At 49.7% G+C, this 14,520-nt stretch carries 11 protein-coding genes; 10 read left to right on the plus strand and 1 reads right to left on the minus strand.

The window, feature by feature from the left end; all coding sequences use genetic code 11:
* The first annotated feature begins 267 nt into the window (after positions 1-267).
* From EJL91_RS23745 to EJL91_RS23775, 7 genes are all read left to right on the plus strand, one after another.
* On the plus strand, positions 268-1,437 hold the full coding sequence (locus EJL91_RS23745; protein ID WP_125144460.1) for an amidohydrolase: 1,170 nt from the start codon (positions 268-270) through the stop codon (positions 1,435-1,437).
* A gap of 64 nt (positions 1,438-1,501) precedes the next feature.
* The gene (locus EJL91_RS23750) at positions 1,502-2,434 is read left to right on the plus strand and encodes a transporter substrate-binding domain-containing protein (RefSeq protein ID WP_125144461.1); all 933 of its coding nucleotides are present in this window, start codon (positions 1,502-1,504) and stop codon (positions 2,432-2,434) included.
* Positions 2,435-2,661: 227 nt separating this feature from the next.
* The gene (locus EJL91_RS23755; RefSeq protein ID WP_125144462.1) at positions 2,662-3,324 is read left to right on the plus strand and encodes an amino acid ABC transporter permease; all 663 of its coding nucleotides are present in this window, start codon (positions 2,662-2,664) and stop codon (positions 3,322-3,324) included.
* Positions 3,317-4,039 (plus strand): amino acid ABC transporter ATP-binding protein, encoded by a 723-nt coding sequence (locus EJL91_RS23760; RefSeq protein ID WP_125144463.1) that lies wholly within the window; start codon positions 3,317-3,319, stop codon positions 4,037-4,039. The genes EJL91_RS23755 and EJL91_RS23760 overlap by 8 nt, the downstream gene beginning before the upstream one ends.
* A gap of 34 nt (positions 4,040-4,073) precedes the next feature.
* Entirely contained in the window at positions 4,074-5,255 is a 1,182-nt protein-coding gene (locus EJL91_RS23765; protein WP_125144464.1) for a pyridoxal phosphate-dependent aminotransferase, read from the plus strand.
* Between the two features lie 54 nt (positions 5,256-5,309).
* Positions 5,310-6,599, plus strand: a complete 1,290-nt coding sequence (gene fliB / locus EJL91_RS23770) for a flagellin lysine-N-methylase (protein ID WP_125144465.1) — start codon at positions 5,310-5,312, stop codon at positions 6,597-6,599.
* A gap of 692 nt (positions 6,600-7,291) precedes the next feature.
* Positions 7,292-7,672 (plus strand): hypothetical protein, encoded by a 381-nt coding sequence (locus tag EJL91_RS23775; protein WP_125144466.1) that lies wholly within the window; start codon positions 7,292-7,294, stop codon positions 7,670-7,672.
* Here the strand turns inward: EJL91_RS23775 and EJL91_RS23780 are convergent.
* Positions 7,653-9,020, minus strand: a complete 1,368-nt coding sequence (locus EJL91_RS23780; RefSeq protein WP_125144467.1) for an MATE family efflux transporter — start codon at positions 9,018-9,020, stop codon at positions 7,653-7,655. The genes EJL91_RS23775 and EJL91_RS23780 overlap by 20 nt on opposite strands.
* A 255-nt stretch (positions 9,021-9,275) precedes the next feature.
* Between EJL91_RS23780 and EJL91_RS23785 the strand changes: the two genes are divergently transcribed.
* The 3 genes from EJL91_RS23785 (at position 9,276) to EJL91_RS23795 (ending at position 14,520) form a co-directional block, all read left to right on the plus strand.
* Positions 9,276-10,565, plus strand: a complete 1,290-nt coding sequence (locus EJL91_RS23785; protein WP_125144468.1) for an aspartate aminotransferase type Ic — start codon at positions 9,276-9,278, stop codon at positions 10,563-10,565.
* Positions 10,566-10,853: 288 nt separating this feature from the next.
* On the plus strand, positions 10,854-11,288 hold the full coding sequence (locus EJL91_RS23790; RefSeq protein ID WP_125144469.1) for a GtrA family protein: 435 nt from the start codon (positions 10,854-10,856) through the stop codon (positions 11,286-11,288).
* Positions 11,289-11,304: 16 nt separating this feature from the next.
* A complete protein-coding gene (locus tag EJL91_RS23795) occupies positions 11,305-14,520 on the plus strand; it encodes a YfhO family protein (protein WP_125144470.1) in 3,216 nt (1,071 codons plus the stop codon).

Below are 14,520 nucleotides of genomic sequence, written 5' to 3' on the forward strand. Positions count from 1 at the left end.
AAAGGCGGTGAATGGCGCGGGGAGCGTTATCACCGCCTTTAAACTGCGGAAAGGATACAAGGTATGCAGCGTTTATGCATGTAGGATTATATTCAAAACTTTATGCATTGTGACGTTCCCGCCGCATTTTCATCATTTGTGCTAAAAATGTATGAAAATGAACGGAAAATCAGGCAAAAAAACAAGTTGACAACATTTGGCAACAGTGTTATTATTATGCACATAAAACTTATATATATTCAAAAATGAAGAGAAAAGAGAGATTTTATGCTTGATGAGTGTATAAAAAAACAGTTATGGGATGCGGAAGATACAATAGCTCCCCTGGCGGAACAGGTAAGTGAGTGCATATTTAAACACCCTGAACTGGGAGACCGGGAATTCTTTTCAGCCGGATATCTGACGGAGGAAATCGCCAAACTGGGATTTAAGGTTGAATTCCCTTATATGGGCATTCCCACGGCGTTCCGCTGCGAGCTGGGAGATGAGGAAGGCCCGGCGGTCTGCTTTTTAGCAGAATATGACGCCCTTCCCGGATACGGTCCAAACCACGACGCACCGGCCCACGCCTGCGGGCACAACTGGATTGCGGCCAGCACCTTTGCAGCCTGCGCGGCCCTGGCAAAGATAAAACCGCTTTTTAAAGGAAAAATTGTATACATAGGAACGCCTGCCGAAGAAAATACGGGCAGAAAAGTCGATATGGCGGAAAAAGGAGCTTTTGACGGAATGGCTGCTGCATTCCAGATGCACCTGGATCAGGATTTCAGCGTCGATACGGTGACACTGGCTATGACGGATTTTGTTTTTGAATTCCACGGAGTTGCGGCCCATGCGTCCAGCAATGCGCAGAACGGCATTAATGCCCTGGAGGCATGCAACCTAGCGATGGCCGGAATCAACGCAATCAGGCAGCATCTGGAACCCGACGTGAGAGTCCATTACACGGTGATGAACGGCGGCATGGCTCCGAATATCGTTCCTGATTATGCATCCATGGCGGTTTTCGTAAGAGCGGGCCAGAAGGATTATCTGGAAGAAGTGATTGAGAAGGTCTTAAACTGCGGCAGGGGAGCGGCCCTGATGACGGGAGCTAAATTTGAGTTTAAGAGGGCGCAGAATACATACTATGACATTAAACGCAATAAGAAACTGAACGATATTATGAAGGGACAGCTTGCGGGACTTGGCATCACGGAACTGGCGGAGGGAGACAGATACCACTCCGGAAGCTCCGACATCGGGAATGTGTCTTATGCATGCCCCACCTGTTACTCTACGCTGGGTGTTGGCAAGATGACGAAAGCAGGCCCTCATGAGGAGGATTTCTTAAGAATCGTCGATTCTGAAGGTGCACATGAGCTTCTGCATCTGGCGGCAAAGGCCATGGCAGGAGCGGCCCTGGAAGTTTATCTGGGAGCGGATGTGACTGAGTAAGCGGATGCATCCGTGCGGAACTGGAATTGGATATAGCCCAAAAAGGGCGGAATGGAGGAGAATTATGAAAAAGTTATTGGCAATTTTACTTGCGGGAACAATGGCGTTAAGCCTGACGGCGTGCGGAGGAAGCACGAAAGGCACGGAGGCAGCGGCTGCTAATGCGGCGGTAGAGACAGACGGAGGTGCGGCACAGGCAGCCGATACAAAGGCGGCCGATGAGGCTTTGGAAGGTGCGGAAGCTTCGGGAGAGCTGACCGGGCGTTTAAAGGCAATCAAGGAGGCCGGTGTTTTAAAGGTAGCGACATCCCCGGATTATCCGCCTTATGAATTTGAGGACATCACAAAAGACGGCCAGGAAAAATATGTCGGCGCCGATATGGAACTGGCAAAATACATTGCCGATAAGCTGGGAGTGAAACTTCAGATTGAAGCCATGGCGTTTGACGCCTGCATGGCGGCCATCGGCCAGGGCCGTGTGGACCTTACCATCTGCGGCATGGTGCCGAAGGAAGAGCGGAAGACTACCATGGACTTTTCGGATGTATATTATAATGACGGCGACCAGGTAATCGTAATCCTGAAAGAGGATGCCGATAAATATAAAACACTTGCCGATTTTGCAGGACAGAGCATTGCCGCCCAGAACGGAACTCTGCAGTATGATCTGGTCACAACACAGGTTCCGGATGCAAAATGCGAGGTGGTCAGCGCCGTGACGGACGGAATCATGATGTTAAAGACGGGTAAAGTGGCAGGAATCGCCCTTGCAAGCGTAGCGGCCGACAATTATCTTGCCAATTACCCGGATCTGGTTGAATGTGATGAGAAATTTGATTACACTTCCCTCGGCGTGGTAGCCGGCGTTGTAAAGAACGAGCCGGAATTCCTTGCTGAGATCAACGGAATTGTCAAGGAAGTGGTGGACAGTGAAATCTACTACCAGTGGATCGACGAAGCCAGCCAGTTATCGAATGAAATTCAGGGAGTAAAGTAATTCCCGGTTACTGTTCGCAGAACCGCGCTTTACAGCGGGGTTATGAATAGTAACAATTCCCGGTAACGGTTCAGAAGGTAATGAAAAGTTACTTTCCGGAAAAGAAAATGTCTGCGGGAGTGGCGGAGCGTCCGGTGAGAGGCCGGAAGGTTCCGCCACCCCCTTTTACATGTTAGAAATGACCGCAGTGAAGAAATACTGCGCAGTTCAGGAAAATGGAGGATGCTATGGTAGGAAATATAATGATGCTGGTACAGCGTTACAGCGGACTGTTCCTGGAAGGAATGAGTTATACACTGCTGCTGGCCCTGATTACGGTTACGATGGGTACCGTGCTTGGAACGCTGGTGGCTCTGGCGAAGATGGGAAAATTTAAGATACTCTCATTTCTGTCCACCGCCTATATTGAGATTATGAGAGGAACCCCGCTGCTGCTTCAGCTGTACCTGTTCTATTTTCTGGTGCCGCAGATCCTGCCGTGGGAACCGTCAAAGTTCACCTGTGTCTGCACCGCCCTTGTGCTAAATGCAACGGCCTATGTGTCCGAGATTATCCGCGCCGGAATCCAGGCCGTGGATCCGGGTCAGATGGAAGCCGCCAGGAGCCTCGGTTTGAATACCTCCCAGGCTATGAAGAAGGTCATTCTTCCCCAGGCCCTTAAAAATATTCTCCCTGCCCTAGGCAACGAATTTGTTACGGATATTAAGGAGACTTCCCTTGCGTCCACATTCTTCCTCGGCGATTTGATGACGACATTCCGCACCATTAACGGCGCTTTATATCTGACGCTGGAACCGCTTATCATCGTCGGAATTATTTACTTCCTGCTGACGTTTACGCTCAGCAAGCTGATCACGGTATTTGAGAGGAGGATGGCAAGCAATGATTAGGGTAGAAAATCTGAGAAAAGATTTTGGAAAGCTTCAGGTGTTAAAAGGCGTGACGGAAGAAATCCACCAGAACGAGGTGGTTTCTATCATCGGTCCGTCGGGTTCCGGCAAAAGCACGCTGCTGCGCTGCCTGAATCTTTTGGAGACTCCAAGCAGCGGAAAGATATTTTTCCATGATGTGGATTTAACCGATAAAAAAGTGGATATCAACGTGCACAGGCAGAAGATGGGAATGGTATTCCAGCATTTTAACGTTTTCCCCAACATGTCGGTGGAAGAGAATATCACAATGGCGCCCGTGCTTCTGGGAATGAAAAACCGAGAGGAAGCGCATGAGATGGCGGCGGAGCTTTTAAAACGCGTCGGCCTCTATGAAAAGGCGGGGGTACGCCCCACAAAGCTTTCCGGCGGACAGAAACAGCGTCTTGCTATTGTCCGCGCCCTGGCTATGGAGCCGGAGGTAATGCTGTTTGATGAGCCGACTTCCGCCCTGGACCCGGAAATGGTTGGTGAAGTTCTGGCTGTTATCAAGGAACTGGTGACAACGGGACTGACGACCGTGATTGTAACCCACGAGATGGGATTTGCAAGAGAAGTTTCGGACCGTGTCCTCTTTATGGATGAAGGAATGATCGCAGAGGCGGGAATTCCGGCGCAGATCTTCGGAGATCCGAAGCAGGAGAGGACGAAGGACTTTTTAAGTAAGGTATTATAAAGTTCTATCAATGGAAGTTCAGGAGGAAAAGATTATGCCAAAATTAAGTGACCGCGTCGGCACATTTACAGATTCCGTCATCCGGAGAATGACGAGAATCAGCGACGCAAAAGAAGGTTCCATCAATTTATCCCAGGGGTTTCCTGACTTTGACCCGCCGAAGGAGATAACCGATGCACTGGCAAAAGCCGCAGCGGAGGGACCTCACCAGTACAGCATCACGTTCGGCGCCGATAATATCCGTGAGGCTCTGGCCAGGAAACACGGTAATGCCATCGGGCGTGCGATTGATCCCGATAAAGAGATCGTTGTGACATGCGGGGGGACGGAGGCCATGATGGCCGCTATGATGACCATCTGCAATCCCGGAGACAATGTCATCGTATTTTCCCCGTTTTATGAAAACTATGGGGCAGACGCCATTCTTTCGGGCGCTAATCCGATTTATGTACCGCTCATTCCGCCGGAATTTAACTTTGACCGTGAAGTTTTGGAGGATGCGTTTAAACAGGGGGTAAAAGCCATTATCGTCTGCAATCCGTCCAACCCCTGCGGCAAGGTGTTTACGCGGGAGGAACTTACCTTTATCGGTTCCCTGGCTGAGAAATACGATGCCTTTGTCGTGACGGATGAGGTATACGAGCACATTATTTTCAAACCCAATGTGCACGTACATATGGCAGGCCTGCCGGGCATGTATGAAAGGACGATTACCTGCAATTCGCTTTCCAAGACCTACTCGATTACGGGATGGCGGCTCGGCTATCTGATCGGGCCGGAGGAAGTGATTGAGGGAGCGAAGAAAGTCCATGATTTCCTGACCGTCGGGGCGGCGGCTCCGCTTCAGGAGGCGGCAACCGTGGGCCTGAATTTCGGACCGGAATATTACGAGGAGCTTCAGCAGATTTATACGGAGAAAAGAGACTATTTTGTGGCGGGGCTGGGAAAAATCGGGCTGAAGCATACGGTTCCCCAGGGTTCCTATTTTATCCTGATCGATATTTCCGATTTCCTTGCCCTGCCTCAGTTTAAAGGATATACGGATCTGGAATTCTGTGAGTGGATGATCAATCAATACGGCGTGGCCGCAGTACCCGGTTCCAGCTTCTTTAAAGAAGAGGTGAACCATCTGATCCGTCTGCATTTTGCAAGGCAGAAGGATACCCTGGATGAAGCCCTGCGCCGGCTGGGAGAGATGATGAAGGTGCTGGAATGAGAGAAAAGGCAGCGTCTAAAGAACCGGTTAACGGATGAAAGAACAGGCTAATGAATGAAAAAAATAATTACGGTGCGCTATCCGCACTACTATAGAGAATTTTCATGTACAGGCTCCCTCTGCGAAGACACGTGCTGTGCCTCGTGGGGAGTCTCCATCGATCCGGTTTCCCTGAAACGCTACCAGTGCGTGAAAGGGGAATTTGGAAGACGGCTTCGTGAGTCCATCGACACCGGGACGGGCAGCTTCATCCAGAGGGAGGGAAGATGCCCGTTTTTAAATCGGGAAAACCTCTGCGATATGTATACCTGCCTCGGAGAAAAGAGCCTGTGCAGAACCTGCCGCGATTTTCCGCGCCATATGGAGGACTACGGCCCGCTGCGCGAGGTGACGCTCTCCCTGGCCTGCCCTGAGGCTGCCAGGCTGATCCTGGGAACAGGAAGAAGGGGAGAGGATGAGAGCGCCGGGAAAACAAAAGCGGAGGATAAAACAAGGCGGCTTAAGAATGTGCAAACAGCCATCCCCGAATACTACATTCGCAGGAAAGCGGTTGAAAATAGAAAAGACCGGAAAAGGGCGGACAGCGAGGTGGACACGCATCTGCTCAGGCAGCTTCTAAAAGTCAGGGAGTCCTTCTATACCATACTCTCATGGGAAGGTGTAGAGATGGAAACCAGGATGGCGGTTATTCTGACTCTGGCACATGACGCCCAAAAAAGACTGGAAAACGGCCGGAAGGACAGTATTGAACGGCTGCTTGCCCGCTACACTCTGCCGGCGAACAGAGAACGCCTGCTCTCCCTGTACCGCTCATATAAAGGCGGGGCGGGGGAGAGGCAGAGGGACAGCCTGATGTGTCTTTACCTGGAACTGACCGATACCCTTGAACCAGTTTCACGCAGGTGGAAAGAGATGGCCGGGAGGTATGCGAAAGTATTATATGGCGGGAATACCGGAGCCGCGGAGCATTCCGCGCAGAATCAGGAGCTTTCCCGCAGTGAACTGCAGAAAAAGCTAAAACAGGTATATCCTTTCATCGATTCCGATATGGAAAAACTGATGAGGTATTTCCTCTATACCTATGTACTGGGAGCCGTATATGACGGGCAATTGCTGACCGCAGTCAAGATGGCTGTATTCAGTTGTCTGGTAATACGGGAAGCAGATCTGGGAATTCTTAAAGAGACCGGGAACTTCACGGAAGAGAACCAGATAGAGACAGCCCATCTCTGGTCCAGGCAGTTGGAGCATTCGGATTACAATCTTAAGAAAATGGAGCGACTGATGAGGAGGCATGAGGCTTTGGCGATGAAGCAGATGTTACTGTGTCTGCTGGGGATTTAATTGAGATGCGAGGACGCCTCTGTAAGACGGCGGACGGGGGAGTGGGAGGTTGTTGATGAGTCTTCAGTCCCGGTTGGTAAGGTGTGGTGAGGGGGAATCCAGGAGAAAAAATTCCTACGGGGACTCGCTTCCGCTTGTGGAATGCGCAGCGGATGCTAAGCTCGAAAGAACCTCGCTAAGCACCGGCGGATTCCAAGGTCCCCTTCGGAAAGTTTTCTCCTTCCTTCCCCGGGCAGGTTGTTGGCGGGACTGAAGACTCAGGGAAGGTATTGCCCCGTCCGCCGGCTTCAGGGGCTGATTGTCTCTTTCGTCAAGTGTGGTGGTGGTATTGTCGCGGCCACGATATAGTCGTAACTATTTTACATTCTGATGACATCTTGGGCTGCATAAAAAGAGGATCAGAATAAACGCTCTAAGATTATAAGATTATAATCTTAGAGCGTTTACATAGTCTCATAGTGTACAGGATGTAGTTTTCAGGCATTCTATAAAGACGTAGTGGCAGCGACAAGCGCCTCCCCCATTGAAGAAAGAGGACAGCGAAACCGCCGCAGGCCGGGGCCGGGCAGCGTCTTGGCTGAGTCTTTCGTCCCGGCCATAACCTTCCTGCGGGGAAGAAGGGAGAAAAAGATTCCGGAGGGAACCTGGAGTCCATTGGTACTTACCGAGGTTTTTTCGAGGTTAGTACCATTATGTACTCCAACGAGCGCAAGCGTTTCCCGCAGGAACTTTTTCTGCCCGGATTCCCCGCCCGCGATACCCTGACGCCCGGGACGAAAGACTCATCGATCCCCCTCACCACCCCGGTCCCCGGCTTGACGGCGGCGTCCTCATTTCTCAATCAAATCCCCATTATGTACTCCAACGAGCGCAAGCGTTTCCCGCAGGAACTTTTTCTGCCCGGATTCCCCGCCCACGACAACCTGACGCCCGGGACGAAAGACTCATCGCTCCCCCTCACCACTCCGGTCCCTGGCCTGACGGCGGCGTCCTCATTTCTCAATCAAAACAATGATATATTGGGAGAGCGGTCATATCGACAATCAGCACCCCCTATCGGGAAAGTGTCTTAATCTTTTTCACATAAATTCTCCTGAACAGAATCGTAGTCAGTGTGACAGAGATAAGTTCCGCCAGCGGGAAGGAGTACCACACAGCGTGGAGGCCCGCCACTTTTGCGAATAGGTAAGCCAGAGGCAGGATGCAGAAAAGCTGTCTGGCTACGGATACGACGAGGCTGTAGATTCCGTTGCCCAGCGCCTGGAAAACGGAGCCGAGTATGATGCAGTAGCCTGCAAACAGGAAGCTGGTGCTGATGATGCGCAGCGCCGGTGCGCCGACTTCCAGCATGTGATCGGAGGCGTTGAAAAGCATCAGCAGCCATTCCGGGAACAACTGGAAGATGATAAGGCCGATCAGCATAATTCCGATGGCGATGAAGGTGCTCAGTTTAATGGTATCCATGATTCTCTTTCTGTTTCCCGCTCCGTAGTTGTAGGCAACAATCGGAATCACACCGTTATTTAATCCGAAAATAGGCATAAAGATGAAACTCTGGAGCTTGAAGTAAATACCCAGGACGGAAACGGCCGTCTCGGAAAACATGATAAGAATTTTATTCATACCAAAGGTCATGATGGAGACGATAGACTGCATAACAATGGAAGGAACACCCACCTCGTAAATCTTGGCGATGATGCGGCCGTCGGGCCTGAAGCCTTTTATAGAGAGCTGAACGTCATGGTTTTTCTTTTTATTAAACAAAATGGCAAGTATCATTGCGATAATCTGGCCTGTGACCGTGGCGATGGCGGCTCCCTGAATTCCGAGACGAGGGAAACCGAACAGACCGAAAATCATAATCGGATCCAGGATAATGTTGATGATGGCTCCGGTTCCCTGTGTCACCATGCTGTAGATGGTCCGGCCGGTGGACTGCATAATTCGCTCAAATGTCATCTCCATGAAAATACCGAAGGAGAAAACCAGGCAGATGGTGAGATACTGCGTACCGTATTCTATGATTTCCACGTTCTCCGTCTGGCTTGCGAAGAACAGACGTGAACCGAAGATTCCAATCAGTGCAAAAACAAGGTAGCTGACAAAGGCCAGAAATACGCCGTTGGCGGCTGAAAGGTTGGCTTCCTTCTGGCGCTTTTCACCGAGGGAGCGGGAGAGCAGGGCATTGATGCCGACACATGTTCCGGATGACACCGCGATCATAAGGCTCTGGATAGGAAAAGCAAGTGACACCGCAGTCAGGGCATTCTCACTGATCTGGGCGACGAAGACACTGTCTACGACGTTGTAAAGAGCCTGTACCAGCATGGACGCAATCATGGGAAGCGACATGGAAACCAGTAGTTTATTGACGGGCATGGTGCCCATTTTATTTTCATTTGACATAGCTGTAGCTGACATTTTTATCCTCCTGTTAATTAGCGTGCTAACAATTACAGCATCCAGCATTATAGCATTCAGCAGGGAAACATGTCAATGTTATTATTATTTCGCCAAAAAACGGTACATATTTATACAAAAATCCGCTTGTCAGGCGTTCTGTATTTATGCTATCATTATCTTACTGCTTTTCGGTGATTGTTTGGAAATAAATACAGGCTTGTGCCTGAGGGGCCGGAAAAACAGATATTGGAATGATTAAGGAGGAATTTGAGGATGAAGCCATACAGCGAATTGACGAGAGAAGAGTTGTTGGAGCTTAAGAAAGACCTGTCTGCCCAGTACCATGCATTTCAGGGGAAGGATTTAAAACTTGACATGTCGCGCGGAAAACCAAGCGTGGAACAGCTCGATTTATCAATGGGAATGATGGATGTGCTGAGCAGTGACTGTGACCTGACATGTGAAGATGGTACAGACTGCCGTAATTACGGTGTACTCGACGGTATTAAAGAAGCGAAAGAGCTGCTTGGCGACATGATTGAAGTTCCGGCTGATAATATTATTATTTACGGCAACTCCAGCCTGAATATTATGTACGACACAATTTCACGTTCCATGACTCACGGCGTAATGGGGAACACTCCGTGGTGCAAGCTTGATAAAGTGAAATTCTTATGTCCCGTACCTGGTTATGACAGACATTTTGCCATTACCGAGTATTTTGGCATCGAGATGATTAATGTACCGATGACGGAAGACGGACCTGATATGGATATGGTTGAGAACCTCGTGTCCACTGATGAGACGATCAAAGGCATCTGGTGTGTCCCGAAGTATTCTAACCCAACCGGTAATTCCTACTCGGATCAGACGGTCCGCCGTTTTGCAAGATTGAAACCGGCTGCAGCCGATTTCAGAATTTACTGGGATAATGCATACAGCGTGCATCATTTATATGACGATGATCAGGATAACCTGATTGAAATTCTGGCTGAGTGCAAGAGAGCGGGAAATCCGGATCTGGCATACAAGTTTTCCTCCACATCCAAAATCAGCTTCCCGGGTTCCGGTATTGCGGCGATTGCAACATCCCACAATAACCTGGAAGATATCAAGAAACAGTTGAGAATGCAGACAATCGGCCATGACAAGGTGAACCAGCTCCGTCATGTCCGCTATTTCAAGAATATCCACGGCATGGTAGAGCATATGCGCAAACATGCCGAGATTTTAAGACCGAAGTTTGAGGCGGTGGAGAACATTCTCGCCCGCGAACTCGATGGACTTGGAATCGGTACCTGGACCAGTCCGAAAGGAGGATATTTTATTTCTTTCGATTCTCTGGACGGCTGTGCTAAAGATATCGTGGCAAAATGTAAGAAAGCAGGCGTTGTGATGACAGGGGCAGGCGCTACCTATCCTTACGGCAAGGATCCTCATGACAGCAATATCCGTATTGCACCGTCCTATCCGCCGCTTCAGGATCTTATCACTGCTACGGAACTGTTTGCTCTCTGTGTGAAGATTGTCAGCGTAAACAAATATCTCAATGGGACGAAATAAGCTGCTTCTGAGCAATATGTGATATGATGAGATTGTATGGGCATTGCCATGCCGGCGGCCCATACAATCTTTTTCGTTATCGGCACCCCATTAAATGATAAACCGTTCCTGTAACCGTAAATCTTACAAATTTCGTCAGGAAGCGGTGTAAACCTTTACAAGAGAGACAGGCTAATATAGAATAAAGATAATTGTCCGGAGGGCGGCATTTAGCTGCGAACCGCCTCGCAGAAAGGCAAAGCGGTTGCGTTAATTGGTATAAATAAGGGAAATTATGAGGAATCTGATATGTTAAATGGAAAACTGGGAAAACTGTGGGCAAGGTTTGTAAACCGTGAGACGGTCTCCTACTTTATTTTCGGCGTCCTTACGACGGCAGTGGACTGGCTTGTTTATCCGCTGATGAGATGGTTCGGCCATTCGGTTGCACTGTCTTCTATCGCATCCTGGGCGGCGGCAGTCATCTTTGCATTTGTGACAAACAAGCTTTTTGTATTTCAGAGTTATACATTCCGTCCGAAGGAGCTGGGCAAGGAATTTGTTTCCTTTGTCTCATGCCGTGCGCTGACCGGAGCATTTACCGTGGCTGCCATGGTGGTAATCGTGGATGTGATGGGATGGAATGAATGGATTGGAAAAGTCGCAGTGTCGGCATTATCGCTGGTACTGAATTATATATTCAGCAAGTTATTTATATTTAAAAAGACAGCGGAGAATAACTGACGTTTTGGAGGAACCTATGGACAGGGATGAAATATCCGGAATTTCCAAAGAATTTGATGAAGTGCTGGAGCAGGTGTCGGCGGGAAGGCAGACAGCGCGGGAGAAGACGGAACAGCCCGCGGCGAACCGGAATATAAATGGACAGAACACAGGAGAATTGAATATAAGGGATAGAAATGCGGGAAAACGGAACATAGGGGACCAGAATATGAACGACCGGAATAGGAGGGGACGGGAACAGCAGGAACCGTCTCAGCAGAGTTCTGCAAAAAAACAGGAAACAGGACGTCCCGGCACGGGCAGGGTAAAAGCCTGGAAACAGCCGCGTGAAACGTCGGAGGAGGAATTTCTCTATATGGAAGAAACACCGGAACAGAAAAACCTGCCGGAGTCTCAGCAGACGTTTAAAATAGAAGATGAACGCAGAAGGCAGGAAGAACCGGGAATACGGGAAGCAGCAGCCACCCGTGAAGAGATAGGAACACAGGAAGAAACCGGCTGCGAAGAGAACCCCGAATATACAGAAGGACCGAAAGAAGATCCGGAAGAAGGTCCGGATGAAGCGCCTTCTCAGGAGAGTTACCTGTTTGAGGAAGATCAGCAGGACGATTACCCGGATGGGGAGCAAGAGGATCAGGATGATTTTTCCGATGAATATTCCGACGGAAGGGATGAGGAGGAAGAGGAATTCCGTCCAGCCGTTTCCGGCGGGATTCTGCATCCTTCGGATGGACTGATTGCGGCATTTTTTATTCCGGTCATTATCCTGGTTGTCATCTTTGCCCAGAGAGGGATATTCCCGTTCGGGCAGGAGAGCTTTCTTCGGACGGATATGTATCATCAGTATGCGCCGTTCTTTTCGGAGTTCCATCATAAACTGAGAAGCGGCGGCAGCCTGCTTTACAGCTGGGATATCGGCATGGGCGTCAATTTTGCGGCCCTCTATGCCTACTATCTGGCAAGTCCTCTCAACTGGCTTGTGATTCTTTGTCCGAAAGAATATATTATAGAATTTATGACGTACATGATTGTGTTTAAGACCGGTTTATGCGGCCTCAGTTTTTCCTATTATTTGAAAAAACACAATCGGACCTCGGATTTCGGCGTGGGATTTTTTGGGATTTTCTATGCCCTCTCGGGATATATGGCGGCCTATAGCTGGAATATTATGTGGCTGGACTGCATCCTTCTGTTCCCGCTGATTATGCTGGGGCTGGAACGGCTGGTAAAGGAGAAGAAGGGCATGCTTTACTGTGTGACCCTGGGCCTTTCCATTTTGTCCAACTACTATATCTCCATCATGATCTGCCTGTTTATGGTGATTTACTTTATCTGTCTTTTGATTCTGGAGGGAAAGAGACGGGTAAAAGATTTCTTTATCAGTCTCGTCCAGTTTGGCGGCTATTCACTGATTGCCGGAGCGCTTGCGGCGTTTGTGCTGCTGCCCGAGATTGCAGCCCTTCAGACCACGGCCTCCGGGGATTTCAATTTCCCGAAGACGTATGAGATGTATTTCTCCATCATTGATATGCTGGCGCGCCATATCGGGAATGTGCAGACGGAGATCGGGCTGGACCACTGGCCTAATATCTACTGCGGCGTCGCCGTTTTTCTGTTCTTCCTTTTATACCTGGCGTGCAGAAAGATTCCGGTGAAGGAAAAGGCGGTCTACTGCGGGCTTTTGCTCTTGTTTTTTGCCAGCTTTTCCATCAATGTGCTGAATTTTATCTGGCATGGCTTCCACTATCCCAACAGCCTGCCGTGCCGTCAGTCCTTTATTTACATTTTCCTGATACTGTCCATGTGTTACCGGGCTTATATGTATCTTGACGAGACGCCGAAGAAACATGTTGCCATTGCCTTCTGGGGTTCGGTCGGTTACGTGCTGCTGGCACAGAAATTTGTAAAAGACGAAGCCTACCATTTCATCGTATTTTATGTGGCAATCCTGTTTTTGGCGGTGTATGCGGGACTGATTTACTTTTATAAGAATCCCCGGCGTTCCCGGACCACGGCAGCTCTCCTTACGCTGGCTGTCGTGGCTGTGGAATCAGCGGTCAATACAACGGTGACCAGTATTACGACGACGAGCCGTTCGGCTTATAAGTCGGACAATGAGGGCGTCATCGAACTGACGGAAGATCTTAAGACGGGAAATGGATTTTACCGCGTGGACAAGGTGGACGGAAAGACGAAGAATGACGGGGCGTGGATGAATTTTCCGTCCGTTTCGCTGTTTTCCTCCGTGGCCAGCGCCGATATGACTTCCTTCTTTAAGAACGTCGGCTGTGAGGGCTCGACTAATGCATACAGCATTGTCGGAAGCACCCCGCTGATCGACTCCCTGTTTTCGGTCCGATATGCGCTGTACAACAACAGACAGTTAAATCCCAGAATCCAGCTTAAGGATTTTTCAGGGGAGACTTTCCTCTATGAAAATCCGTATACGCTGCCGCTGGGCTTTATGATGCCCGATATCATGGAGACGGGATGGAAACTGGATCTTCCGAATCCCATCGACGTCCAGAACGACCTCTGTGACGCCCTGGATACGCCTCCTGTGTTTGAAACGGTGATGGGAGAGAATGACGGCGGCACGTTCAGTTTCACGCCTGAAAAAGACGGGGAATACTATATTTATGTTATGAACCATCAGGTAAAGTCCGTAAAAATGGCGGCCAGGGAGGATATTAAGACCTTTGACAGCCTGAACCGCGGATATCTGGTGGAGGTTGGCTACTGTAAAGCAGGAGAAACCGTCACGCTTGAAAATAAGGATAATTCGGACGGTCTGAATGCGGAGGCATACCTGTTTAAGGAAGAAGGGCTCAAGGCAATCTACGAGCGCCTGAATGCAAATCCGTTTATTCTCGGGGTATGGGACGACGATTACCTGGAGGGAAATATAGATGCCGGGGACGGCGGAACCATGTTCATGTCGATTCCATATGATAAAGGCTGGACAGCCCTGGTCGACGGCAATCCTGTGACAATAAAACAGATTTACGGAACCTTCTCGGGACTTGAACTTTCGGCCGGACGCCATACGGTGGTCCTTAAGTACATGCCGGAAGGGCTGAAGCTGGGAGCGGTTATCAGCGCCTCGGCTCTGCTGCTCCTGATTCTCCTGGCAGTGGGAGGTTGGATGTTCAGGAAGAAATGCAGGAAACCGACGCCGTATGACAGACTGGATGAAGAATGGCACGGCGAGTCATTTCCAAACCGGAGATAA

This window comes from Clostridium transplantifaecale, from assembly GCF_900626075.1.
Lineage (GTDB): Bacteria > Bacillota > Clostridia > Lachnospirales > Lachnospiraceae > Otoolea > Otoolea transplantifaecalis.

What these genes read in the sequence shown, in the direction of transcription:
- EJL91_RS23745 (WP_125144460.1), top strand. Translation starts at nt 268, where the DNA reads ATGCTTGATGAGTGTATAAAAAAACAGTTATGGGATGCGGAAGATACA.
- EJL91_RS23750 (WP_125144461.1), top strand. Translation starts at nt 1,502, where the DNA reads ATGAAAAAGTTATTGGCAATTTTACTTGCGGGAACAATGGCGTTAAGC.
- EJL91_RS23755 (WP_125144462.1), top strand. Translation starts at nt 2,662, where the DNA reads ATGGTAGGAAATATAATGATGCTGGTACAGCGTTACAGCGGACTGTTC.
- EJL91_RS23760 (WP_125144463.1), top strand. Translation starts at nt 3,317, where the DNA reads ATGATTAGGGTAGAAAATCTGAGAAAAGATTTTGGAAAGCTTCAGGTG.
- EJL91_RS23765 (WP_125144464.1), top strand. Translation starts at nt 4,074, where the DNA reads ATGCCAAAATTAAGTGACCGCGTCGGCACATTTACAGATTCCGTCATC.
- fliB (WP_125144465.1), top strand. Translation starts at nt 5,310, where the DNA reads ATGAAAAAAATAATTACGGTGCGCTATCCGCACTACTATAGAGAATTT.
- EJL91_RS23775 (WP_125144466.1), top strand. Translation starts at nt 7,292, where the DNA reads ATGTACTCCAACGAGCGCAAGCGTTTCCCGCAGGAACTTTTTCTGCCC.
- EJL91_RS23780 (WP_125144467.1), bottom strand. Translation starts at nt 9,020, where the DNA reads ATGTCAGCTACAGCTATGTCAAATGAAAATAAAATGGGCACCATGCCC.
- EJL91_RS23785 (WP_125144468.1), top strand. Translation starts at nt 9,276, where the DNA reads ATGAAGCCATACAGCGAATTGACGAGAGAAGAGTTGTTGGAGCTTAAG.
- EJL91_RS23790 (WP_125144469.1), top strand. Translation starts at nt 10,854, where the DNA reads ATGTTAAATGGAAAACTGGGAAAACTGTGGGCAAGGTTTGTAAACCGT.
- EJL91_RS23795 (WP_125144470.1), top strand. Translation starts at nt 11,305, where the DNA reads ATGGACAGGGATGAAATATCCGGAATTTCCAAAGAATTTGATGAAGTG.